The 23,159-nt window shown below is 63.8% G+C and carries 17 protein-coding genes; 9 read left to right on the top strand and 8 right to left on the bottom strand.

All coding sequences use genetic code 11. From position 1 onward, the window contains the following. Positions 1–9: 9 nt before the first annotated feature. The 3 genes from ABC337_RS08005 (at position 10) to trxA (ending at position 3,051) form a co-directional block, all read left to right on the top strand. On the top strand, positions 10–1,566 hold the full coding sequence (locus ABC337_RS08005; protein ID WP_412884423.1) for an ABC transporter substrate-binding protein: 1,557 nt from the start codon (positions 10–12) through the stop codon (positions 1,564–1,566). A gap of 162 nt (positions 1,567–1,728) precedes the next feature. Beyond that, positions 1,729–2,688, top strand: a complete 960-nt coding sequence (gene trxB / locus ABC337_RS08000) for a thioredoxin-disulfide reductase (RefSeq protein WP_412884424.1) — start codon at positions 1,729–1,731, stop codon at positions 2,686–2,688. A gap of 36 nt (positions 2,689–2,724) precedes the next feature. Beyond that, positions 2,725–3,051, top strand: a complete 327-nt coding sequence (gene trxA, locus ABC337_RS07995; RefSeq protein WP_290257117.1) for a thioredoxin — start codon at positions 2,725–2,727, stop codon at positions 3,049–3,051. Positions 3,052–8,587: 5,536 nt separating this feature from the next. Here trxA and ABC337_RS07990 read toward each other — a convergent pair. From ABC337_RS07990 to rpmH, 8 genes are all read right to left on the bottom strand, one after another. Continuing rightward, positions 8,588–9,841 carry a ParB/RepB/Spo0J family partition protein gene (locus tag ABC337_RS07990; RefSeq protein WP_412884425.1) on the bottom strand — a complete coding sequence of 418 codons (1,254 nt, stop codon included), beginning with the start codon at positions 9,839–9,841 and terminating at the stop codon, positions 8,588–8,590. A 68-nt stretch (positions 9,842–9,909) separates the two neighbouring features. Beyond that, positions 9,910–10,977, bottom strand: a complete 1,068-nt coding sequence (locus ABC337_RS07985; protein WP_412884426.1) for a ParA family protein — start codon at positions 10,975–10,977, stop codon at positions 9,910–9,912. 85 nt (positions 10,978–11,062) lie between these two features. Continuing rightward, positions 11,063–11,713, bottom strand: coding sequence for a 16S rRNA (guanine(527)-N(7))-methyltransferase RsmG (gene rsmG, locus ABC337_RS07980; RefSeq protein ID WP_412884967.1), 651 nt, complete (start codon positions 11,711–11,713; stop codon positions 11,063–11,065). A gap of 17 nt (positions 11,714–11,730) precedes the next feature. Then, positions 11,731–12,345 carry a Jag family protein gene (locus ABC337_RS07975; RefSeq protein ID WP_412884427.1) on the bottom strand — a complete coding sequence of 205 codons (615 nt, stop codon included), beginning with the start codon at positions 12,343–12,345 and terminating at the stop codon, positions 11,731–11,733. After that, entirely contained in the window at positions 12,345–13,319 is a 975-nt protein-coding gene (yidC, locus tag ABC337_RS07970) for a membrane protein insertase YidC (protein WP_412884428.1), read from the bottom strand. The genes ABC337_RS07975 and yidC overlap by 1 nt, the downstream gene beginning before the upstream one ends. Before the next feature lie 16 nt (positions 13,320–13,335). Then, the gene (yidD, locus tag ABC337_RS07965) at positions 13,336–13,698 is read right to left on the bottom strand and encodes a membrane protein insertion efficiency factor YidD (RefSeq protein WP_412884429.1); all 363 of its coding nucleotides are present in this window, start codon (positions 13,696–13,698) and stop codon (positions 13,336–13,338) included. 37 nt (positions 13,699–13,735) lie between these two features. Next, on the bottom strand, positions 13,736–14,146 hold the full coding sequence (gene rnpA, locus ABC337_RS07960) for a ribonuclease P protein component (protein ID WP_412884430.1): 411 nt from the start codon (positions 14,144–14,146) through the stop codon (positions 13,736–13,738). Between the two features lie 40 nt (positions 14,147–14,186). Next, the gene (gene rpmH, locus ABC337_RS07955; RefSeq protein WP_003800212.1) at positions 14,187–14,324 is read right to left on the bottom strand and encodes a 50S ribosomal protein L34; all 138 of its coding nucleotides are present in this window, start codon (positions 14,322–14,324) and stop codon (positions 14,187–14,189) included. A 465-nt stretch (positions 14,325–14,789) separates the two neighbouring features. On the opposite strand from rpmH, the gene dnaA reads away from it, so the two are divergent. The 6 genes from dnaA (at position 14,790) to gyrB (ending at position 23,157) form a co-directional block, all read left to right on the top strand. After that, entirely contained in the window at positions 14,790–16,211 is a 1,422-nt protein-coding gene (gene dnaA / locus ABC337_RS07950) for a chromosomal replication initiator protein DnaA (protein WP_290257109.1), read from the top strand. 570 nt (positions 16,212–16,781) lie between these two features. Continuing rightward, the gene (gene dnaN, locus ABC337_RS07945) at positions 16,782–17,906 is read left to right on the top strand and encodes a DNA polymerase III subunit beta (RefSeq protein ID WP_290257108.1); all 1,125 of its coding nucleotides are present in this window, start codon (positions 16,782–16,784) and stop codon (positions 17,904–17,906) included. A 44-nt stretch (positions 17,907–17,950) separates the two neighbouring features. Further along, the gene (gene gnd, locus ABC337_RS07940; protein ID WP_412884431.1) at positions 17,951–18,835 is read left to right on the top strand and encodes a phosphogluconate dehydrogenase (NAD(+)-dependent, decarboxylating); all 885 of its coding nucleotides are present in this window, start codon (positions 17,951–17,953) and stop codon (positions 18,833–18,835) included. Positions 18,836–18,856: 21 nt separating this feature from the next. Beyond that, positions 18,857–20,077, top strand: a complete 1,221-nt coding sequence (recF, locus tag ABC337_RS07935) for a DNA replication/repair protein RecF (protein ID WP_412884432.1) — start codon at positions 18,857–18,859, stop codon at positions 20,075–20,077. Then, positions 20,070–20,627, top strand: coding sequence for a DciA family protein (locus ABC337_RS07930; RefSeq protein WP_412884433.1), 558 nt, complete (start codon positions 20,070–20,072; stop codon positions 20,625–20,627). Before recF ends, ABC337_RS07930 begins: the two co-directional genes overlap by 8 nt. A gap of 436 nt (positions 20,628–21,063) precedes the next feature. Then, positions 21,064–23,157: a DNA topoisomerase (ATP-hydrolyzing) subunit B gene (gyrB, locus tag ABC337_RS07925; RefSeq protein ID WP_412884434.1), complete on the top strand. Its 2,094-nt coding sequence runs from the start codon at positions 21,064–21,066 to the stop codon at positions 23,155–23,157. Positions 23,158–23,159 lie beyond the last annotated feature (2 nt).

Genomic DNA, 23,159 nt, shown 5'->3' with positions numbered 1-23,159 from the left:
GAGGAACACGTGTCCCACCCGATCGATGTCGGATCAGTACTCGGCGGCCGCTACAAGGTGACCGCCACGGTTCTGACCTCGCATGACGAGGATCTGGTGCTGGACGGCGTGGACCAGGTGCTGAACCGGCCCGTGAGCATCCTCGTTGCCGGCCCGGGAAACGCCGACCAGGTGGCCCAGAGCGCCCGCGAGGTGGCCACCGGCGAACGCCCCGGACAGGTGCAGATCCTGGACCTCGGGGTCAGTGACGACGCCACCTACCTGATCACCAACCACACGTCCGCAGCTGACCTGCTGGACCTCGTGGTCAGCTCCAACCCGCCCTACGTGGAGCCGTTCTTCACCGACACCCTGGGCAGTGAGATCTTCGGCCAGGCCCGGTCGAACGAGCCCGAAACCTATGACGGCCTCTACGACGACGAGGAAGTCGACGCCGGCTACATCAACTACGGCGACCAGCAGCAGCGGCCCGCCACCCAGCCGGTTGTTCCGCCGCGGCAGGCCCCCGCCCCGCCGGCAGCAGCGCCGAAGGCGGAGCACCGGGGAGCCGGAGCCGCCGCCGCCGCGGGTGTTGCCGGTGCAGCAGCCGGCGCGGCCGCCGCGAAGGCAGCGAAGCCGGCCAAGGCGCCGAAGACCGCGCCGCAGGAGGCCGCACCGCAGCCGACCGTGGCCAACCCGGTCCAGCAGGCACAGTCCGCGAAGGCCGGTCCGACGTCGTCGAACCCCAAGGTTTCGCTGTGGCAGGACGACGATTACGACGACGCCGTCCCGGACCAGCGCACGATGGCACGGGAGAAGTCCGCCGGCCCGGCAACCGGCCGCGCCGCCGCGACCCTGCCCGCCTTTGCCCGTAAACCCGACGCGGACGGCCCGGGGCACTACGACGACGATGATGACGACGCGCCCCGCCGCGAACCCCGCTCCATGCGGTGGCTGGTCGGCGCGCTGCTGGCCGCCGTCCTGGTGATCGGCCTGATCTTTGCGGTCACCAACCTGGGCGGCCTGTTCAAGGGCGGCACACCGCAGGCAGCAAAGACGACCTCCACCTCCTCGGGCACGGGCACGCCCGAGCAGTCCGGCACGCCGTCTCCGAGCCAGAGTGCCCCGCCGGCCGCGGTCCCTCCGGCCATCGATTCCGTGTCCCGCCAGGGCAACTTCGACTTCGCGGCCACCTACGACGGGGACCTGGTCAAGACCTACGACGGCAACGCCGCCAGCTACTGGTCGGACATGGAATTTGCCACCGACGCCTGGGGCGGCTTCGCTCCCGACGGCGTCCCGCTGGTGGTCAAGCTCAAGGGCCCGGCCAAGATCTCCTCCGTCACGCTTAGCCAACTCGGTGCCTCCGGCGGCAACATCAGCGTCTATACCGCCGACCAGCCCTCGCTCGACGGAGCCAAGCTGGTGGGCAGCAACAGCTTCACCTCGCCCGAGTTGACGCTGCCGTTGCAGGAACCGGTGACCGCCCAGTACGTCATCATCCAGATCAAGAGCCTGCCGAAGCTGGCCGCCCCGAAGACCCGCTACGGCTTCGGTCTGCGGCTCGCGGAGATCAAGGTCCAATAGCCGTTCCGGGCCGTCCCGGCGGCCCCACACCGGTACCCTAGAAGGACGGGGCTTAGGCCCCGTCCAAAGGCGTACGCGGAATATTCACCCGGTGCGCTTAGTTGTGCCATGTGGCCGGCCAACCTGGCGGGTGCATCGACAAAGGAAGAGGTTCACCGTTCAGTGAGCAACGCAGAAAACACCGCGTCCGAAGTACGTGATGTCATCATCGTCGGCTCGGGGCCGGCCGGTTACACCGCAGCGGTGTACACGGCACGCGCCAACCTGAAGCCGCTGCTCCTGGCGGGCTCCGTCACCGCCGGTGGCGAGCTGATGAACACCACCGACGTCGAGAACTACCCCGGGTTCCCCGAGGGCATCATGGGTCCCGACTTGATGGAGAACTTCGAGAAGCAGGCCGCCCGGTTCGGCACGGAGATCCAGTTCGAGGACGTCACCGAGCTGGACCTCGACGGCGATATCAAGACCGTCACTATTGCCACGGGGGAGACCTTCCGCGCCCGGGCCATCATCCTATCCACCGGTTCCGCCTACCGCGAGCTGGGCCTGGCCAACGAGAAGCGTCTTTCCGGCCACGGCGTGAGCTGGTGTGCAACCTGTGACGGTTTCTTCTTCAAGGACCAGGACATCGCCGTGATCGGTGGCGGCGACTCCGCCATGGAAGAAGCACTCTTCCTCACCAAGTTTGCCCGCTCCGTCACCGTGGTTCACCGCCGCGACACGCTGCGTGCCTCCAAGATCATGGCCGACCGCGCCCTGGCCCACGAAAAGATCAACTTCGTCTGGAACACCGGCGTAGAGGATGTCCTCGGCGGCGACAAGGTCACCGGACTTCGGGTGAAGAACTTGCTGGACGGCACCGAATCCGAACTGGCCGTGACCGGCGTTTTCGTCGCGATCGGCAACGATCCCCGCACGGACCTGGTCAAGGGCAAGCTGGACCTGACCCCGGAGGGCACCATCGCCGTCGAGGGCCGGTCCTCGAAGACCAGCATCAAGGGTGTCTTCGCCGCCGGCGACGTCATCGACCCAACGTACCGCCAGGCCATCACCGCCTCCGGTTCTGGCTGTGTGGCGGCCGTCGACGTCGAGCACTACCTCGCAGACCTCCCGGTCGCCTAGACCAGCACGCTACCCCTCCACGAAAAGGACAAGGTTATGAGCAACGCAAAAGACGTAACAGACGCAAGCTTCAGCACCGACGTGCTCGCTTCCGACAAGCCGGTCATCGTCGACTTCTGGGCCGAATGGTGCGGTCCGTGCCGCAAGCTGGGCCCTATCCTGGACGAGATCTCGGTCGAGTACAGCGAGAAGGTCGACGTGGTCAAGGTCAACGTCGATGACAACCCGGCCATCGCGGCCGAGTACGGCATCACCTCGATTCCGGCCGTCTACCTCTTCCAAGGTGGCGAAGTGAAGGGCAGCGTCATCGGCGCCCGCCCGAAGCAGTACTTCGAGAAGGAATTCGCGGACGTCCTGTCCTAGTTCCTCCTGACCGGCACTGGCCGGTGTAAGCACGACGACGGCGGCTCTCCCCACTAGGGGAGGGCCGCCGTTCTTGTTTCTGTTCAGATTCAGCAGACTTCGTGCTCGCAGACGGTTCTTTTCGGTTGACCCCAGGTCAACCGAAGTCCTTCGAGACTTGGCAATAGCTAGTAATCAACCGAATATGTTGCGCTAATTCGTAGATATTCCGCTGGAGGCCCTGGAGATTGATCTCACGGAGAATCCCACCCCAGATACGCAGCAGGAATACGCGGACGGAAATATGAGTACTGCCGGTGCGCGCGGAAACCGGCGAACTTAGTTGCAAAGATTTTGACACCATCGCCCCACCAATGGTGTGCCGCCTTCGTAGCGTTTCACGTGAAACATTCACTACTAGCTCGGGAGTCCGTCGGTCAAAGTCACGACTCATTAGGACTGATCTCGCTATTCACGCCGCTTCTGCGCACATCGCTTGTCCAATACCGACGCTGCCGTCCCTGTTTCACGTGAAACATGACCAAGGAACGTCCGAAATTTCCGACGCACATCGAAACGGTAGCAGGGACTGTGGGTGGCATTGATCGGGTTTGATCGGGTCTCTCATCTTGGGAGGGCCCCACCGCAGAAGGAGCACCACTACGAAGAGTCGGTTGAGACGGCGCTTGATGGAGACGATTTGGTCTGAGCGATAGCATCCGGAGCCCTCTCGAGATCTGACAGAAGGATGATGTGACTCCAGCTCCTCGGACCCTCTAGAAAGACTAACGTCCCCCACGAACTAGCCTAGGGAAACAACGAAGGTTCCAAGACTGAAGAGCACCCCACATCTGCGACCTCATTCCTTCAAAAGGAATCTCAAATGGCTTCCTTGACGGATTCACGAGCGCGCTTCTGTTCGTCTCAACCAGTTTAGCTTTCCAGCAAAAACACATCGTTCGTTCGGTCAAGCGCGACTCTGGTGCACGTCGCTGCGCACAGTATGGCCGAACAAGTAAATCCGCCGTAGGACCCTGTTTCACGTGAAACGTCCAATGTCACAGGTGGTGAGCCCGCGGAGGCTGCTCCTTAGATGGCGGTGCATCAAAGCACCAGCGCCGCGGTGACAGGCTTGGTGGCGGACGTGTTGCGTGTTCACCCTTGCGAAGCCCTGTTTCACGTGAAACCCTCCTGATACTCCCCATCTCTATCTCCGGAGGGGGATGGGTGACTAGAACGGCCAGACGAGCCCCCTGAAGGCACTCAGAGGGCTAAGAAGGCAGGGCTCCCGGTTGGCGAATCCATCAGCCAAGCTCGAAACCGCACTGTCAGGACGGTCCATGGAAGAGGCCGAGGACGTTTCCCAGGCTGAAGCGCCCATACTCGAACTTGCTACGGCTGATGCACCCATCGGCACCGAGAATGCCAGGGGACCGTTAGAAGCGCGAACTGTGGGCCGCCTCGACCTACGAAGCTCTATCGCATGACACCCAGCAGTCAGCTGGAAAGATTGGGCCTTCAAACGGACAGAGCTAATCGTCGAAGACGGGAGGCTCAGGTAAAGTTGCGGAGCGCCGGCTGGACTGGGTAAAAGCAACGCGTGTTACCACGCACCTACGGAAAGGCGCCGCGGACGGGAAATTGGGAACCATGAACATCCATGACTGTCCTACACTGTCCCCGCTACGCTGCGTTGTAAGTGTGATCGATGAAGACCTGAACATTTTCGTATCGACACCCGGGCTACAGAAACTTGAGTCGATAACGCCCCATAAGGCCCTTCGGTATCGGGCTCCCGTCATAGTCCACCAGGGCATCGGTACCAACACCAACACTTCTGAGGTGCGCTCGATTCAGGGAATGCACGGAACTACATTGGGCCCGGGCGAGGACTGCAGGATCGGCCCACTCACGCCGAGCTTAAAGTGATCGCTTGCCATCCCACCTGGGGTGAACACCGCAACCAAGGCTCAGCTGAGCCAAACGGGCGTTAGGAGCTGCTTCAACCGGCATTAGTATGGGGCTTGTGCCTGTGCGCGACACTCATCCGTAGGCAAGGTCCGCCGGGGACAGCAGAGACGAGCTCATAGGAACGACGGACTGCCATGCCAGGGAGCCTGTCCCGGACAAGGGTGAAGCCGTAGCGACATGAACTTCAGCAGAATCGGGGCACCCAACGACAGTTGCCTGAGCCCCCGACGATCGGACTGAGGACGCCGTCCAATTGTCAGGAAAGGCCACAACCAGCTGCTGCTGATCTTTCGGTTGCAGCGGAACCACGTCCAGTCATTGAACTCAGGCACCATCGACATTGCCGGTACCGACTAACCTGCCGTCCCTCAGTTGACGGCAATGAAGAACCGCTCCATCGACAGAGGAGGAGTGCCAGAGCAGTTACACCGGCATCCGTGGCCACGAATCCCTCAGCCCCGAGATCCAAAACCCTACGGCGCAGCTCTGCACACGCCGGACTGCTCCTGAGGCGGAGACGTAGCAGATCACAGCCACGAGGCGGCGGCGTTCGATCACGATGTCCGCCGCAGGGCCTCCCTTGAGCGTGGATATCCACCTTGAGTATCCACAGCGATATCCACAGGCCGCCGAGAGTTTGCACACAGTCTTATCCACAGCTACACGGCGCCTCGTCACCACTTCCGATTATCGGCAGGTTTAGCCGACCCAGCCTCTCACCTGAGCAGAGAGCCACCTCGCCGAGAAGCAACGGTGTTTGTCACACTAGCTGGCAGGGGCGCCAACAGAAAGTTAACCCATTTGTGGCGAGATTTCGGACCAAGTAGGAGATATTTGACGGCACTCCGACTTGCCGCAATGTTTCACGTGAAACGAACGCCGGCGGTAATGCTCGCGTCTCTCATCGCACCTCACGAACTATTCTCGGGTGGGCACAAACGAGACCGGCCAGCCCACGAAGACCGTCAAACTTTCCACAAAGTTATCCACAGCGATATCCACGGGAAGTTTGGCTCACGGAACCGCCGGAGATGCCTGCGCTGTGCGCACTCGGCCGGTACCGCTTCAACTGTCTCAGGCCAGCGCCAAGCCGTCGCGAACAAGCTAGGGAAGCCATCGGGGAAGCACCGATCACACGCGTCGTGCGAGGAGATGCTGTCAGTCTTCGTAAGCAGCACTCGAACCTCGAGCGTTCCGGCAATTGCAGATGACGTAACAAGACTGACCAGCGACTACCGTCCACGTCTCATCGACCCCTGGTCATGGCTCCAGCCGCCTCGGGCAGGGGAGCCAGCTCCCTGCGGCTGGAGCCCTTCGTATGCCTCAAGGGTCCAGGTGCTTGGGTCGGAGGTCGGCGTGGCGGTCTCCGCGGGCTGGGGTCCGAGGTCCGGCTCCCGGGTTCGGGCTTCTAGGGTTCGGGCTTCTAGGGTTCGGGCTTCTAGGGTTCGGGCTTCTAGGATTCGGGCTTCTAGGGTTCTAGGGTTCGGGGTTCTAGGGTCTGTGGCTCGGAATCCCAATTTCGCAGTGCCGGGGGAGACGCTCCTCCGCACGGCCGAGTAGAGACCTTCCTTATTGCGCAGTGACCGACATCCGGTCATTTAGCCCTAAGACCCCTGCCGGCATCTTCCCCTTGGCTGCCTGCTCTATGCGGGCCCTTCACACATCACCAGACGCGGACTCGGCAGCTGACCCGTATGCCTTGCTCATGACGGAGATCAGCGAAGCACATGGAAGCGGAGCGCGAGGCTGTCTCCAAGGGGAACCGGCACAGACCACTAAGCCACCCGGCGGGCCGGATGATCCCATCGTGTGCTCTTCGGTGAGAACGAACAAGGGGAGTGCAGCATGGACGAGGGCCGACTGGGTGAGAGATGCCTCCGGGATCCGATCGCATTCGCTGGCGCCCTTCAGTAACCGGAACCCTCCTGAAGCCGCCGTAGAGAAGTCAGATTCGTGGTGGCACCACTAAGTTCAGGAACTTAACGCCCTCAAGATCGTCCGTCAAAGCATCGGCGTGCCCAGGTACTCGCACACGTCTCTGAGCGTTCTGCAGACCTCAGCCTGAAGGCTGGTCGCGCCAGTTCAACCTGCATGGCCGCAGATCTTGGCAGGCCGTCACTGGACGATTCCTACTCCGCGCCGGGCAGCTCCTATGCTTACAAGCCCTCGTGCAGACTCATGGCCAGGGACTTAGCTAGGAGGACGACAACGCCGGCGCGTCTGCACCGTTTCACGTGAAACATGTCCAGTTCCATCGTTGCTTTCGCGGAGACCGACACATCATGTCAGGCGTCTGCGTCTGGCGCCGATCAGTTGCCTAAAGCAGTACTCCGACCATATCCGCGGAACGCCGACATGTGGGTCGATCTTCCCAACGATGCAATAGTCGGCGACCCGGCAGATCTTTCTGTATACGGAGGGAAAACTTACGTCGCCATACCGCCGCCGATGTCATACAACGCCCCGGGCCTTCAGGAATCGATCGTCGTCCGAGGCTCGCGGGCGGGGGATTGGTTTCACGTGAAACAGCATTGGAAACAGGCCACGCATCAAGTTGGCTGGCGGGAGTGGCAAACCGGTCGCCTCAGCCGCTCCTGCTCCCGGTGATGCCATCCAAATGGACCAACAGAATGGCATCCCCACCGGGGGTAAGTACCGAGCCGCAGCTTAGCAACCCATGGTCCACAACCCGAGAGGAGTCATGGCGGCCCGCGACAATCCGTAATGAGCTGAGGAGGCAAAGGGCGGACCAGGAAAGTAGAGCGCTTCCCAATGAGCGCAACGAAGCCTACCGAGCATGAATTGCGACTGTTCACCAATAACTGCGCCTCAAACGACTCAAACGCACCCCTCACTTCCCAACATATCCAAACCCGCACGGCACGAGATGACGTCTGCCGAGACCTCCCGACGGACTATCAGGCTGACCAACCCGTCCATAAGGGATGCCACAAGGAGCCGAAAGCGACTGTGGTCGCCTAGGATGCGCACGGAGAACCACAGTGGGCCCGAGCCATCATTGCACCCCAGGAAGGCTCCTGAGACCATCTACAGCGCCTCAGAGCCTGTAGGACACCGGACAACACACCATCCGCGTCCGGTTCGAAAGCAGAGGCGTAGGCGGACTATCGGGGGTTCTAAGCAGCCCGGATTACGCTCGTGATCATCGGCCAGCCTCTATATCTAACCTGATATCGAGACTTTCCGCGGGTCCAGCCCACGACCCAAGCGTCGCAACCCATGGAGCACGGCCCACGGCCCACAAAGAGGCCCTGTTTGGGCGGTCTCATCCAACCAATTCAGCAACAAAACCAAGGTCCTTCAACCTACTGCTTGCGCGCCGGCGGGGACGCTCAACCATTCGAGCTCGCTATTCCCTCGCCGTGGCAACAGATATGCCGCTGCTGCCACCCGGCTGACACCCTTCACGGTCGGAGACACAGGAGGGTAAGAATGAAGAATTCGCACCCAGCATGGACGTCACGCCCCCAACGGCCATCAAAAGACAGACCAACCAACCGGCGGTGGAAACGCAAAAAGAGGGCCCGTTTCACATAAAACGGACCCTCTCTGGATGAATGAAACTCTAGGTCGGATTCCCCGGCGTCAGCACATCCATGATGCGGTTCAGGTCTTCCACGCTGGCGAACTCAATGCTGACGCGTCCCTTGCGCGCACCGAGGGAGATCTTCACGTTGGTGTCCAGACGATCCGAGAGCGACGAGGCCAGGTAGTCCAGCCGTTCATGCCGCGCCCCGGGGCGGGGGATATTGTTCTTCGCCGGGGCCGCGGGGCTCTGGTAGAGAGTCACAGCCTCTTCGGTCGCCCGAACGGACATGCCCTCGGCAACAATCTTCTGAGCCAGCCGCTCCATCGCCGCGGCGTCCGGAAGTGCCAACAGGGCGCGGGCGTGTCCGGCCGAGAGTACACCGGCTCCGACGCGGCGCTGCACCAACGGCGGAAGCTTCAGCAGACGCAGGGTGTTGGACACCTGCGGACGGGACCGGCCAATGCGGTCCGCCAACTGCTCGTGAGTGGTACCGAAGTCTTCAAGCAGCTGCTGGTACGCCGCGGCCTCTTCCAGCGGGTTGAGCTGGCTGCGATGAAGGTTTTCAAGCAGAGCATCCCGGAGGAGGTCGTCATCGGTGGTGTCACGGACGATTGCGGGGATGGTTTCGAGGCCGGCGGCCTGGACCGCCCTCCACCGGCGTTCACCCATCACCAGCTCGTAGGGTTCTCCACCTTCTTCGGTTGAAGTCCGCACCACAATTGGCTGGAGGACTCCGATTTCGCGAACGGAGTGCACGAGCTCCGCCATGTCGTCCTCATCGAAGACCGAGCGGGGCTGTTTGCGGTTGGGGTGGATGTCGCCGACCGGGATTTCGGCGAAGCGGACGCCAGGGACCGCGACCAGGTCCACGCCGTTGTCGACCGCCTGCGTCTCGGGCTCAGCCTCTTCAAGGACAGGAGCCTCGGCCGCCGCCTTGGAGGCCGCCGCACGATTCCGTTCGGATGTGTCCCGACCAGCCTGGGCGGCAGACTTACCCTTAGCCGCGGCAGCGGACTTGCGGGCGGGTGCCTTGGCGGTTGTGTCCGACGCGGCCGAGCGGGACATCGTCGTCTCCTCCGGCGCAACAGCTTCAGGCGCAACAACTTCGGGGGATGCCTCCACCGGGGTTTCTTCGACAGCCGGTGCATCACCGGCGCGCTTGCTGGCCGGCGGGAAGAACAGATCCACGGGCCGGGACGGGGCAGCACCGTTTCCGGAGGCGTTAGCCGAGGCGGAACTTGGAATCAATGCGCCAAGTCCACGGCCCAGGCCGCGTCGCTTATCGCTCATGGATAAATCCCTCCATTGGAAGAGCGCGGCATGCTCCGGCTCTGGCTAGTGCAATTGTTGAGAAGATTCTAACGTTCGGCGATTTCAGCGGCGGCTTCCAAGTAGGACAGCGCGCCGCTGGACGACGGGTCATAGGTCATGACCGTCTGCTGGTAACTGGGTGCCTCGGAAATGCGCACGGAGCGGGGAACCACGGCGCTCAGGACCTGCTCGGGGAAGTGCTCGCGAACCTCTGCGGCCACTTGGGCGGCGAGGTTGGTACGGCCGTCGTACATGGTCAGCAGAATGGTCGAGACCACCAGGTCAGCATTGAGGTGCTTCTGGATCATCTCGATGTTCTTCAGCAGCTGGCTCAGCCCTTCCAGTGCGTAGTACTCGCACTGGATGGGAATGAGGACCTCACTGGCAGCGCAGAAAGCATTGACCGTCAGGAGACCAAGGCTCGGCGGGCAGTCAATGAAGATGTAGTCCAGCCGCTCCTCGCCGTTCTTGGCGCGTTCCTTGGCATAGACGTCAATCGCCCGGCGGAGCCGCTGCTCGCGCGCTACGAGGCTGACGAGCTCGATTTCGGCTCCGGCCAGGTGGATGGTGGCCGGAGCGCAGATGAGCTTGGCGATGTCCGGGCACGGCGCTACGACATCCTGCAACGGAACATCGTTGATAAGCACGTCGTAGATGCTGTCCACATCGGCATGGTGTTCGATGCCCAAGGCGGTGGAGGCGTTGCCCTGCGGGTCGATGTCGATGACCAGCACGTTGAGTCCTGCAGCAGCCAGTGCGGCGGCGATGTTCACCGTCGTGGTGGTCTTCCCGACGCCGCCCTTCTGGTTGGACACGGTGAAGATGCGGGTCTTCTCCGGCTTGGGCAGTTGCCGGCCCAGGAGGCGCTCCCGGCGCTTGTTTTCGTGGGCGAGCTCCCGGGCAATCGGGCTGGAGTCATCAATCGAATCCAGTACATTCCCGGTAGACGTCGTCGAGGTTTCACGTGAAACAGACGAAGCCGATGAGCTGCTTGAAACCAAAGAAGGTTTGCTGACGGCAGAAGAATGAGAGGCAGTCGGTGCCATGAACGACCGTGCAGACCCCAGGGACACAAACGGCGGAATCCGTTGTGCGGAGGCTTCGCTACTGCTCACTTGACACTCTCACTCTCGCTCGGCGTTGACTGCCGGTAACTAGCCTAACCTCTTACCCCTGAACACCGCGGGCGCCGGGCGGGCGCTACGCCTTCTTTAGGGGCTTATTCACTACGATGCGGACCACGGTGGTGGGCTCCTCGAGGAGATCCTCCCCGACAACCACGACGGACGTGTCCACGCCGCCCAGTTTGCGGATGGTCTTGGCGGCCTTTTCGATCTCTTCACCGGCGCTGCGTCCCTTGATGGCCACGACTTCACCCTTGCCCTGGAGCAGCGGGATAGTAAGCCCCGCAAGGTTGGTCAGGGCGGATACCGCGCGCGCGGTAACCACGTCGGCGTCGACCTGTCCCACGGCCAGTTCGGCGCGGGTACGCATCACCGTGACGTTGTCCAGACCGAGGTCATCGACCACTTCCTGCAACCAGATCACGCGCCGCTCCAGCGGCTCGATGAGCGTCAGTTCAAGGTCCGGACGGGCGATGGCCAGGCACAGCCCCGGGAGACCGGCGCCGCTTCCGACGTCGGCCACGTGCTTGCCGGGCGCAATCTCACGTTCGATCACGGCGCAGTTCAGCACGTGCCGGCTCCACAGGCGCGGCACCTCGCGCGGGCCGATCAGGCCGCGTTCGGTACCGGACGTGGCGAGGTGCTCCACATAGCGACGGGCCAGGTCCAGCCGGTCACCAAAAATCGCTTCGGCGGCCTTGATCTCGGCCGCGGTAATCTCCACCATCATGCTGCTCTGCGGGGTCACTCTGCGGAGACAACGATGTGCCGCTGGGCACCCTCGCCCTCGGACTCGCTGACGAATCCCAGGTCTGCGACGGCGTCGTGCACGATCTTGCGCTCGTAGGCGCTCATCGGCTTCAACGCCACCGGGCCGCCGCTCTCCTTGACAGAGGCGATGGCGTCCTCGGCAATCTGCTGCAGGTCGCCTGCACGGTCCGTGCGGTACCCGTTGATGTCCAGGACCAGCCGGGAGCGGTTCTCCGTGGCCGCGAGGACGGCCAGGCGGGTCAGTTCCTGCAGGGCTTCCAGCACCTCACCGTCGCGGCCCACGAGGTTCTCCAGGCCGGAGTTGTCCTCTTCGGCCACGATCGAGATGTAGGTACGGCCGTTGCGCACCTCGATGTCGATGTCACCGTCGATATCCGCGATGTCCAGGAGTTCCTCGAGGTAGTCGGCGGCGACGTCGCCCTCCTCCTCCAGGCGGCTGGCGGTGTTGCTCTTGCCCGCGGACTGGCCTGCGTCGGTATCCGTGGCGGCCGGGGTTTCAGCGTCGTTGCTGGTCTCGGCCTCGTCGCGGACGTCTTCCTGGGACAGCGGCTCGGCGGTAATAGCGTGGTCGGTGCTCTCGGCAGGCATTACTTCCTCTTCCTGTTCTTGCGCTGGGGCTGGACGCGCTGGCTCTTGGCAACGGCGGCGCTGGCAGCGGCTTCCGCCTCTGCCTCGGCGTCGGCCTTCTTGGCACCCATCAGGGGCAGGTTCGGCAGGCCCTTGGCGGCACGACGCTCGGCCAGGGCCTTGGCGGCGGGGGAACCGGGGGTGGGCATGCGGCGGATCACGAAGAACTGCTGGCCCATGGTCCACAGGTTGGTGGTGGTCCAGTAGATGAGGACACCGATGGGGAAGTTGATGCCACCGACGCCGAAGACCAGCGGCAGGATGTAGAGCATCATCTTCTGCTGGCGCATGAAGGGGCTGGCCATGGCGTCTTCCGACATGTTCTTGGCCATGATCTGCTTCTGCGTGATGAACTGCGAGGCGGTCATCGCCAGGATCATGACAATCGAGAGGATCCACACCGCGGTCTGGTCTCCGCCGCCGCCGTGCAGCAGGGAGGCAGACAGCGGAGCGCCGAAGATGCTGGATTCATCGAACTGCCGGACCTGATCGATGTTCATCGCACCGATACCGGTGCCGCCGGCCTTGGCGGAGCTAATGCCGGAGAGCACCTGGAAGAGGGCGAAGAAGAACGGCATCTGGATCAGCATGGGGAGGCAGGCGGAGAACGGGTTGGTCCCGTGCTTCTTGTACATCGCCATCTGTTCCTGCGCCATGGCCTGGCGGGAAAGCTGGTCGGTCTTGCCCTTGTACTTTTCCTGGAGCTTCTTCAGGTCCGGCTGCAGCAGCTGCATGCCGCGCTGGGCCTTGATCTGCTTGACGAAGACGGGGATCAGCGCGGCGCGAATGACCAGCACCAGGCCGATGATGGACAAGGTCCAGGTCCAGCCGTTGGCTGCAGGCAGGCCAATGAAGCTCAGTCCGTCGTGGAAGCCGATCATGATGGCCGACACCAGCCACTTGAACGGGGCCAGAATTGCTCCAAAGATGTCCATACGTTATTCCTCTTCGTCAGGCCGCAGGGCGGCCTTCTCCATCAGACTGTGCCGCCAGGTACTTGTCCGGGTTGTTCAGCACGACAATTCGGGGGGTGTGGCCGGCGGGCCACTCCCTGTGACCGGCGGGGACATGGTCCACACCGCCGGAATTCCACGGGTGGCAACGCAGCAGCCGACGGACCGCCAGCCAGGTGCCCTTGACCGCCCCATGCACCGTCACCGCTTCCAGCGCATAGGCGGAGCAGCTCGGAAAGAATCGGCAGACCTGGCCGTAGAGCGGAGACACAACCTTGCGGTAGGCCATCAACAGCAAAATGATCAGGTTGCGGGGCAGGTTCCACAGCGCGCGGCCCAACCAGGCGGCCGCCGCGGACACACGCGGTACAGGACCGGGGACGACGGCGGCATCTCGGTTACGCACGCGGTGTCCCTTCCTGTGGTGTCTCACTCGAAACCTTGGCAACGGCCTGCTGCGCACGGCCGGCCAGCCGCTTAAGGGTTGCTTCCAAGGCGGCGTCGTAGTCAGTACGCAGGGTCTCCCAGCCGACGGACGCCGACGCGGGCAGGGCCCGGACGACGATCGCAAATCCGACGGGATAAGTACGCAGCGACAACGCACCGGCTTCTCTCAGTCTCCTCTTAACGAGGTTCCTGACAACAGCGTTCCCGACACTCTTGGAAACGATGAAACCGATGCGGCTAGGCTCGCCGGCAGGTAAAGCTGCCGTATATAACACTAAGTTCCGGCGTCCATTGCGGACGCCGGAACGTACAGTTGTTGAAAAATCGGTAGAGGTCCTCAGACGGTTCCGGGTGGCTAGCACCGCTCAACTCGCAAAAGGCTGATGACCGATAAGTCAGTATTTACGCCGACAGTTCGGTGCGGCCCTTGCCACGACGGGCTGCCAGGATGGCGCGGCCGGCACGGGTACGCATACGAAGGCGGAAGCCGTGCTTCTTGGCTCGACGGCGGTTATTCGGCTGAAAAGTCCGCTTGCTCACGTTAGTTACTCCAGTGGATCAAAGGTGCGCCCACCCGATCAAAAAAGGGGAAGAACTGGCCGACGCTAAGTTTTGTATGTGCCGCTACCCCGCTCCCGGTGACGCAGGCGTCTGGGAGAGCTTCAATGAAGCGAAAAGCGGACACAAAGGACTTCACAACGTTAGGGGAAAAACGGCTGCAGAGTCAAACCGGAGGGGTCGCCGGCGATCATCCCCAGCTGTGGCTAACCTGCCCCCGGGCCTGTGGATGAAGCACATCACAAGCCCCCGGAGAGAACCACAACCGTGTAATTATCCACAGGTCAGTTCCCAGCTATCTTCTGGGCTTTTCATCCCCTAGAGTGTCCCAGTAGCCCATTATCCACTGTCTGTGTACAACCCTGTGGATTACGCCGGGACCACACATCGAGTCCCGGGCGGTGCGGCTGCGGTAACGCCAGCAAGCAAGGTTTGAGGAATTCATTGATGACGGTAGACGAAGCCGACCACGCCAACACCGTCGGGAGCTCCTGGCGCCGGGTGGTCAGCCTCCTGGAAAACGACCACCGGGTTACCCCCAGGCAGCGCGGTTTTGTCATCCTCGCCCAGGCGCAGGGCCTCATCGGGTCCACCCTGCTGGTGGCCGTTCCCAATGAACTCACCCGCGAGGTCCTCCAGACCCAAGTCAAGGAAGCCCTCGACGACGCCCTGCGGGATGTCTTCTCCGACGAGATCCGCTGCGCGATCGACGTCGACACCGAACTGGTGCCCCTCCACGTCGAACCCGAGGCGGCACCGGAGCTGACCCGCACGGCCGATCCCGCCGTCGAACTCAAGCCGCAGCCCATGCTGCCGAGCACCTCGCACGAATTCGGCCGGCTGAACCCGAAGTACGTCTTCGACACCTTCGTGATCGGTTCCTCCAACCGCTTCGCGCACGCGGCCGCCGTCGCCGTCGCCGAAGCCCCGGCCAAGGCCTACAACCCGCTGTTCATCTACGGTGACTCGGGCCTGGGCAAAACCCACCTGCTGCACGCGATCGGCCACTACGCCCGCCGCCTCTACAGCGGGATCCGCGTCCGCTACGTCAACTCCGAAGAGTTCACCAACGACTTCATCAACTCGATCCGCGACGACGAGGGCACCAGCTTCAAGACCACCTACCGGAACGTCGACGTCCTGCTGATCGACGACATCCAGTTCCTGGCCGGCAAGGACCGCACGCTCGAAGAGTTCTTCCACACCTTCAACGCCCTGCACAACAACAACAAGCAGGTTGTCATCACCTCGGACCAGCCGCCGAAACTGCTGGCCGGCTTCGAAGACCGGATGAAGTCCCGCTTCGAGTGGGGCCTGCTGACCGACATCCAGCCGCCGGAACTGGAAACCCGCATCGCGATCCTCCGCAAGAAGGCCCTCAGCGAAGGCCTCTCCGCGCCGGACGATGCCCTCGAGTACATCGCCTCCAAGATCTCCAGCAACATCCGCGAACTCGAAGGCGCCCTCATCCGGGTGACCGCCTTCGCCAGCCTGAACCGCCAGCCGGTGGACGTGGCCCTCGCGGAGATGGTGCTCAAGGACCTGATCACCGACGACGGCGCCCAGGAGATCACCTCGGCGCAGATCCTGACCCAGACCGCGGACTACTTCAAGCTCACCATGGAAGAGCTCTGCAGCAAGTCCCGGACCCGGACCCTGGTCACCGCCCGCCAGATCGCCATGTACCTCTGCCGGGAGCTGACCGACATGTCGCTGCCCAAGATCGGCCAGGAACTCGGCGGCCGGGACCACACCACGGTGATCCACGCGGACCGCAAGATCCGGGAACTGATGGCCGAACGCCGTGTGATCTACAACCAGGTCACCGAACTGACCAACCGGATCAAGCAGCAGCAGCGGAATTCCTAGCTCCGCATCCGCGCACTCATACCTTATTAACAAGGGGCTGTGGACAAGCCTGTGGATAGTTAAGGGGACAACGGCGGTTAATGGGCTTAAAACCCTTAAGCCGCCTGTGGATCGACGAAACGGCCGAAAATCTTGTCCCCATCCACACCCTGTTTAAAACGGGCCGGACCCACAGCTCATGAACAGGGCTTAACCGCGGATCGGCGGGCCGGGACCGGGTTATCCACAGTTTCCACAGCAGTTATTAACACTACTAATCCCAAGAAAATGAAATTCCCTCAAACAACAATCTCCCTCCACCCCACCGCGGTCCGGCCCAGGCCGAACTGAGGGCCCGGCCAAAACCACAGCGATGTAAGCCGGGGATGGGAGAACCCGGATCTTGGGGCTAAGCTGTCTGCTGTGCGTCCATCCCCGGTCCCACCGTGTCCCAGCGCCGTGCCGGCGCATCCAGGACACGTCGTCCGGGGAACCGCATGACCACCACAGACCAGCTCCGGCGGCGCCTTCGGCACCCGCCGGCCGGTCCGTTCCAGCGATGTCAGCAGCAATGAAAGGCGGCACCCTTCCGTGAAGTTCAGAGTCGAGCGGGATGTCCTGGCCGAGGCAGTGACCTGGACCGCCCGGTCCTTGTCTCCGCGGCCGCCTGTTCCGGTACTGTCCGGCCTGCTGCTCAAAGCTGAGGCGGGTACCGTGAGTCTCTCGAGCTTCGATTACGAAACCTCCGCCCGGCTGGAAATTCCGGCCGACATCAGCACCGAGGGCACCATTTTGGTTTCCGGCCGCTTACTCGCGGACATCTGCCGCAGCCTGCCGTCCGCGCCGGTTGACATCGAAACCGATGGCAACAAGGTGACCCTCTCCTGCCGCCGAAGCAGCTTCCACCTGGCCACCATGCCGGAAACCGAATACCCGCCGTTGCCGGCACTGCCGCCGATCAGCGGCACCGTCCCCGGCGACGCCTTCGCCCAGGCCGTGTCGCAGGTCATCATCGCGGCCAGCAAGGACGACACCCTGCCGATCCTGACCGGGGTCCGGATGGAGATCGAGGATGACCTGATCACCCTCCTGGCCACCGACCGCTACCGCCTCGCCATGCGCGAGGTTCCGTGGAAGCCCGCCACCCCGGGCATCTCCACCAGCGCGCTCGTCAAGGCCAAGACCCTCAACGAGGTGGCCAAGACCCTCGGTGGCAGCGGCGACATCCACCTGGCCCTGGCCGACGATGACAGCCGGCTGATTGGCTTCGAAAGCGGCGGCCGCACCACCACCTCGCTGCTGGTGGACGGCGACTACCCGAAGATCCGTTCGCTGTTCCCGGACTCCACCCCCATCCACGCCACCGTGCAGACGCAGGAACTGGTCGAGGCCGTGCGGCGTGTGTCCCTCGTGGCCGAGCGCAACACCCCGGTCCGCCTCGCGTTCACCCAAGGCCAGCTGCACCTCGATGCCGGTACCGGCGAGGACGCCCAGGCTTCCGAGGAGCTCGAGTCCCAGCTCACCGGTGAGGACATCACCGTGGCCTTCAACCCGCACTACCTGATCGAAGGCCTCAGCGTCATCGAGACGAAATTCGTGCGTTTCTCCTTCACCACGGCACCGAAGCCGGCGATGATCACGGCCCAGAAAGACGCCGACGGCGAGGACCAGGACGACTACCGCTACCTGGTCATGCCCGTCCGCCTGCCGAACTAGGCCCCACCGCTTTACCCGTACCACCGCGCAGAAAAGAGTTCCCCGTGCACATTGGATTGATCGGCCTTGGAAAAATGGGCTTCAACATGCGCGAAAGGCTTCGGAAGGGCGGCGTTGAGGTCACCGGTTTCGACCGCAACCCCGAGGTCACCGACGCAGCCACCATCGACGAACTGATCGCCGCGCTTCCGGCTCCCCGGCTGATCTGGGTCATGGTCCCCGCCGGAGACATCACCGACGCCGTCATCACCGAACTCGGCGACAAGCTCGAGGCCGGTGACCTGGTCATCGACGGCGGCAACTCCCGCTTTACCGAAGACCAGAAGCACGCCGCCGCGCTGGCCGCCAAGGGTGTCCACTTCGCCGACTGCGGCGTCTCCGGCGGTGTCTGGGGCCTGCAGAACGGCTACGGCCTGATGGCCGGCGGCGACGCCGCCGACATCGAGCGCGCCCTGCCGGTCTTCGATGCGCTCCGTCCGGAAGGTGACCGGGCGGACAGCTTCGTCCACGTCGGCGGCGTCGGCGCCGGCCACTACGCAAAGATGGTCCACAACGGCATCGAGTACGGCCTGATGCAGGCCTACGCCGAGGGCTACGAACTCCTGGCCGCCAAGGACATCGTCACCGATCTCCCCGGCACTTTCCGCGCCTGGCAGAAGGGCACCGTGGTGCGCTCCTGGCTGCTTGACCTCATGGTCAAGGCCCTCGATGAGGACCCGGGACTGGAGTCGATTTCCGATTACGTCGAGGATTCCGGTGAGGGCCGGTGGACCGTCGAAGAGGCCATCGCCAACGCCGTTCCCGCCCCCGCCATCACGGCCGCGCTGTTCGCCCGGTTCTCCTCCCGCGAGGACAGCTCGCCGGCAATGAAGATGGTCTCCGCGCTGCGGCACCAGTTCGGCGGACACGCCACCCGGCCCGCCAAGTAATTTCAGGACCCTGACCCCGGCGTGTACCTAGAGAAGCTTTCGCTGACGGATTTCCGCAGCTACGCCCAGGTTGACCTGAGCCTCGAGCCCGGGGTCACGGTCCTTGTCGGGTCCAACGGCATCGGCAAGACCAACCTGATGGAAGCCATCGGGTACCTCGCCACGTTGAGCTCGCACCGGGTCAGTTCGGACGGTCCGTTGCTGCGCTTCGGCGCGGAACGGGCCATGATCCGGGCCCGCCTGGTCCGCGGCGAACAGTCCACGGTGCTGGAGCTGGAGCTCAACGCCGGGCGGGCCAACCGCGCCCGGATCAATCGCAGCAACCCGGTCCGGGCCCGTGACATCCTGGGGATCTGCCAGACGGTGCTGTTCGCGCCCGAGGACCTGGCCCTGGTGAAGGGCGACCCGTCCAACCGGCGCCGCTTCCTCGACGAACTGCTGGTCAGCCTCATGCCGCGGCATGCCGCCACCCGCAGCGACTACGACCGGGTCCTGAAACAGCGCAACGCGCTGCTCAAGTCCGGCCGGGCGGGCAAGTTCACCGCCGGGCACGAGGCGACCCTGGATGTCTGGGACCAGCACATGGCCCGGGCCGGCGCCGAGCTGCTGCATGCGCGCCTGGAACTCGTGGAACTGCTGCTGCCGCACCTGAAAAGTGCCTACGCCCAGCTCACGGACGGGTCCAAGGAAGCCGGTGCGGTGTACCGCTCCACGCTGGACGGAATCGTCGACGACGACGGCGACGGCTACGGTGCCGCGGCCGCCGCCCCGGCGGAACAGGTCGAGGACCTGCGCCGGTTGAGCGTGGAGGAGCTCACCGAACGGTACATTCGTGCCTTCGCGGCGTCCCGCCGTCGTGAGCTCGAACGGGGCATCTCCCTGGTGGGCCCGCACCGCGACGACCTGGACCTGACCCTGGGCCGGGCCCCCGCCAAGGGCTACGCCTCGCACGGCGAAACCTGGTCCATGTGCCTTTCGCTGAGGCTGGCCTCCTACTACGTCATGCTCGACGACGCCCGCACCGGCGGATCGGCCCCGATCCTGATCCTCGACGACGTGTTTGCCGAACTCGACGTGCAGCGCCGGCGTAAACTGGCCGCTATAGTCTCCGGCGCGGAGCAGGTCCTGGTGACCGCCGCCGTCGAGGGCGATATCCCGGCGGAACTGGCCGGCCGGCGGGTGAAGGTCATTCCGGGAGGCATCGATGAGCCGGACAAGCCACAAGTGACAGGCGATGAATAAGGACACCGACGGCGGGCTGCAGCCCGGCCGCGACCCCGACGACATTGACGCCGCCCAGGCGGCCCTCAATCGCATGCGTGACGCCGCGGCCGCGCGGGGCGAGATCCGGCGCAAGGCGCCGCCGAAACCCGGAAGCACCCAGAAACCCGCCCGCGGCGCCGGGACCCGGGGCTTCAGCCAGTTCCATGGCAACGGCCGGGACCCCCTGGGCCTGGGCAAGGTGGTGGGCCGGCTGGTCGCCGAACGCGGCTGGACCTCCCCGGTGGCCGTGGGCTCGGTGATGGCACAGTGGCCGGCGCTGGTCGGACCGGAAATCTCGGCGCACTGCACCCCCGAAAGCTTCACCGACACCACCCTTCACGTCCGCTGCGACTCCACCGCCTGGGCCACCCAGCTCCGCCTGCTCAGCCTGAGCCTGCTGGAGAAATTCCGTGTGGAACTCGGCGACGGCGTCGTCACCAGCATCCAGGTCCTGGGCCCGGCCGCACCCAGCTGGCGGAAGGGTGCCCGCACCGTCAACGGCCGCGGCCCCCGCGACACCTACGGCTAGGCCGCACGCCGCGCCACACCCTTAGGCTTTCCAACGGCACCGCGGTCCGAGGGTATGAAGCAGTTGTTCCAAAACCATTGAAAAATCCACAAGCGGCGTGTAGGGCGCTCAGACGCCCCGGTTCGGTATAGGAACCCATGCGGAACACCCCGGGAGCATTCCAGGCGGGGCCAGTGGCCTCTCAACGGCAATTACACCCGCGTTTACCCCGCCAGAATGCGGGTTTCGGCCCTATAACACGATAGAATCAAGGAAGATAACTGGGCGCCGATGCAACGTCGACTGAGTCCGTTTCCGACGCGGTTTTCCCTGCGCGGAATCGGTCCCGGCCAGCCATGCCGCCGGCGCCGTCAGTGACGTGCCCGTTGGCAGTGGCTGTTTCCTTGGAGACGGCCGCGGCCGGCCTTCAACGAACATAGAGGAGTCGAAAGCGCCTGTGGCTAACGACAATGCAGAAATCCCGGCAGCGGACACCGCGGACGGAACCGGCCAGGCGGCCGCGGCCGCGGCCGCCGAAACGGTCACTCCCCGCGAATACGGGGCCAGCGACATCACCGTTCTTGAGGGCCTGGAGGCAGTCCGGAAACGTCCGGGCATGTACATCGGCTCCACCGGACCCCGCGGCCTGCACCACCTGGTGTACGAAGTGGTGGACAACTCGGTCGATGAGGCGCTGGCCGGGTACTGCACCCACATCGAGATCGTGCTGCAGGCCGACGGCGGTGTCAAGGTGGTCGACAACGGCCGCGGCATCCCCGTGGACATGCACCCCACCGAACACAAGCCCACGGTGGAGGTCGTCATGACCATCCTGCACGCCGGCGGCAAGTTCGGCGGCGGCGGGTACGCGGTCTCGGGTGGCCTGCACGGCGTCGGCATCTCCGTGGTCAACGCGCTCTCCAGCCGCGTCGACACCGAGGTCCGCCGGCAGGGCCACGTCTGGCGGATGTCCTTCGCCGACGGCGGCAAGCCCCAGGGCGAGCTGATCAAGGGCGAAGAGACCTCCGAGACCGGCACCACGCAGACGTTCTACCCGGACGGCAGCATCTTCGAGACCACGGAATTCGACTTCGAAACCCTCCGGGCCCGGTTCCAGCAGATGGCGTTCCTGAACAAGGGCCTGCGCATCACACTGACCGACGAGCGACGCACCGCATCGGAGACCTCCGGCGATGAGGACCTGAACCTCGACGCCGTCGAAACCGAGGGCGAGGTTCCGGCCGAATTCCACACCGTTGTCTACCAGTACGACGACGGCCTGCTGGACTACGTCAAGCACCTCAACTCCGGCAAGAAGGTCGACGTCGTCCACGAGGACGTCATCGCCTTCGAAACCGAGGACACCGAGCGGCACATCGCCCTGGAAATGGCAATGCAGTGGACCAACGCCTACTCCGAAAGCGTCCACACCTACGCCAACACCATCAACACCCACGAGGGCGGCACCCACGAAGAGGGTTTCCGCGCCGCGATGACCTCCCTGATCAACCGCTACGCGCGCGAAAAGGGCATCATCAAGGAAAAGGACGACAACCTCACCGGCGACGACATCCGGGAGGGCCTGACCGCCGTCATCTCGGTCAAGCTGTCCGAGCCGCAGTTCGAAGGCCAGACCAAGACCAAACTGGGCAACTCCGAGGTCAAGGGCTTCGTCCAGCGAGTCGTCACCGACGGACTGGGCGACTGGCTGGAGCGCAACCCCGGGCCGGCCCGCGACGTCATCCGCAAGGCCATCTCCGCGGCCCAGGCCCGCATGGCCGCCCGCAAGGCCCGCGACAACGCCCGCCGCAAGAGCCCGCTGGAATCCTTCGGCATGCCCGGCAAGCTCTCCGACTGCTCGTCCAAGGATCCGCAGAAGTGCGAGGTCTACATCGTGGAGGGTGACTCGGCAGGCGGCTCCGCCAAGCGCGGCCGCAACCCCGAGACGCAGGCCATCCTGCCGCTGCGCGGCAAGATCCTGAACGTGGAGCGGGCCCGCCTGGACAAGGCCCTCGGCAACGCCGAAGTCCAGTCCATGATCACCGCCTTCGGCACCGGCATCGGCGAGGACTTCGACCTGGCCAAGCTGCGGTACCACAAGATCGTGCTGATGGCCGATGCCGACGTCGACGGCCAACACATCACCACGCTGCTGATGACCCTGCTCTTCCGCTACATGCGCCCGCTGATCGAAAACGGCTACGTCTACCTCGCCCAGCCGCCGCTGTACCGGATCAAGTGGTCCAACGCCCCGCACGACTACGTCTACAGCGACCGGGAACGCGACGCCAAGCTGGTGTCCGGCCAGGCCGCCGGCCGCCGCATCCCCAAGGACAACGGCATCCAGCGCTACAAGGGCCTCGGCGAGATGGACTACACCGAACTCTGGGACACCACCATGGACCCCGAGCACCGGACACTGCTGCAGGTCACCATGGACGATGCCCTCGCGGCCGACCAGATCTTCTCGGTGCTCATGGGCGAGGACGTGGAATCCCGCCGAAACTTCATCCAGCAGAACGCCAAGGACGTTCGGTTCCTCGATATCTAGCG

Origin of the sequence: Arthrobacter phoenicis, from assembly GCF_047238215.1 — a bacterium.
Taxonomy (GTDB): Bacteria; Actinomycetota; Actinomycetes; order Actinomycetales; family Micrococcaceae; genus Arthrobacter.
Note: the sequence above shows the minus strand (reverse complement) of the source record. Positions and strands in the feature narration are given on the sequence as shown.

What these genes read in the sequence shown, in the direction of transcription:
- ABC337_RS07930 (WP_412884433.1), top strand. Translation starts at nt 20,070, where the DNA reads ATGAATAAGGACACCGACGGCGGGCTGCAGCCCGGCCGCGACCCCGAC.
- trxA (WP_290257117.1), top strand. Translation starts at nt 2,725, where the DNA reads ATGAGCAACGCAAAAGACGTAACAGACGCAAGCTTCAGCACCGACGTG.
- ABC337_RS07975 (WP_412884427.1), bottom strand. Translation starts at nt 12,345, where the DNA reads ATGCCTGCCGAGAGCACCGACCACGCTATTACCGCCGAGCCGCTGTCC.
- rsmG (WP_412884967.1), bottom strand. Translation starts at nt 11,713, where the DNA reads ATGGTGGAGATTACCGCGGCCGAGATCAAGGCCGCCGAAGCGATTTTT.
- dnaA (WP_290257109.1), top strand. Translation starts at nt 14,790, where the DNA reads ATGACGGTAGACGAAGCCGACCACGCCAACACCGTCGGGAGCTCCTGG.
- ABC337_RS07990 (WP_412884425.1), bottom strand. Translation starts at nt 9,841, where the DNA reads ATGAGCGATAAGCGACGCGGCCTGGGCCGTGGACTTGGCGCATTGATT.
- yidC (WP_412884428.1), bottom strand. Translation starts at nt 13,319, where the DNA reads ATGGACATCTTTGGAGCAATTCTGGCCCCGTTCAAGTGGCTGGTGTCG.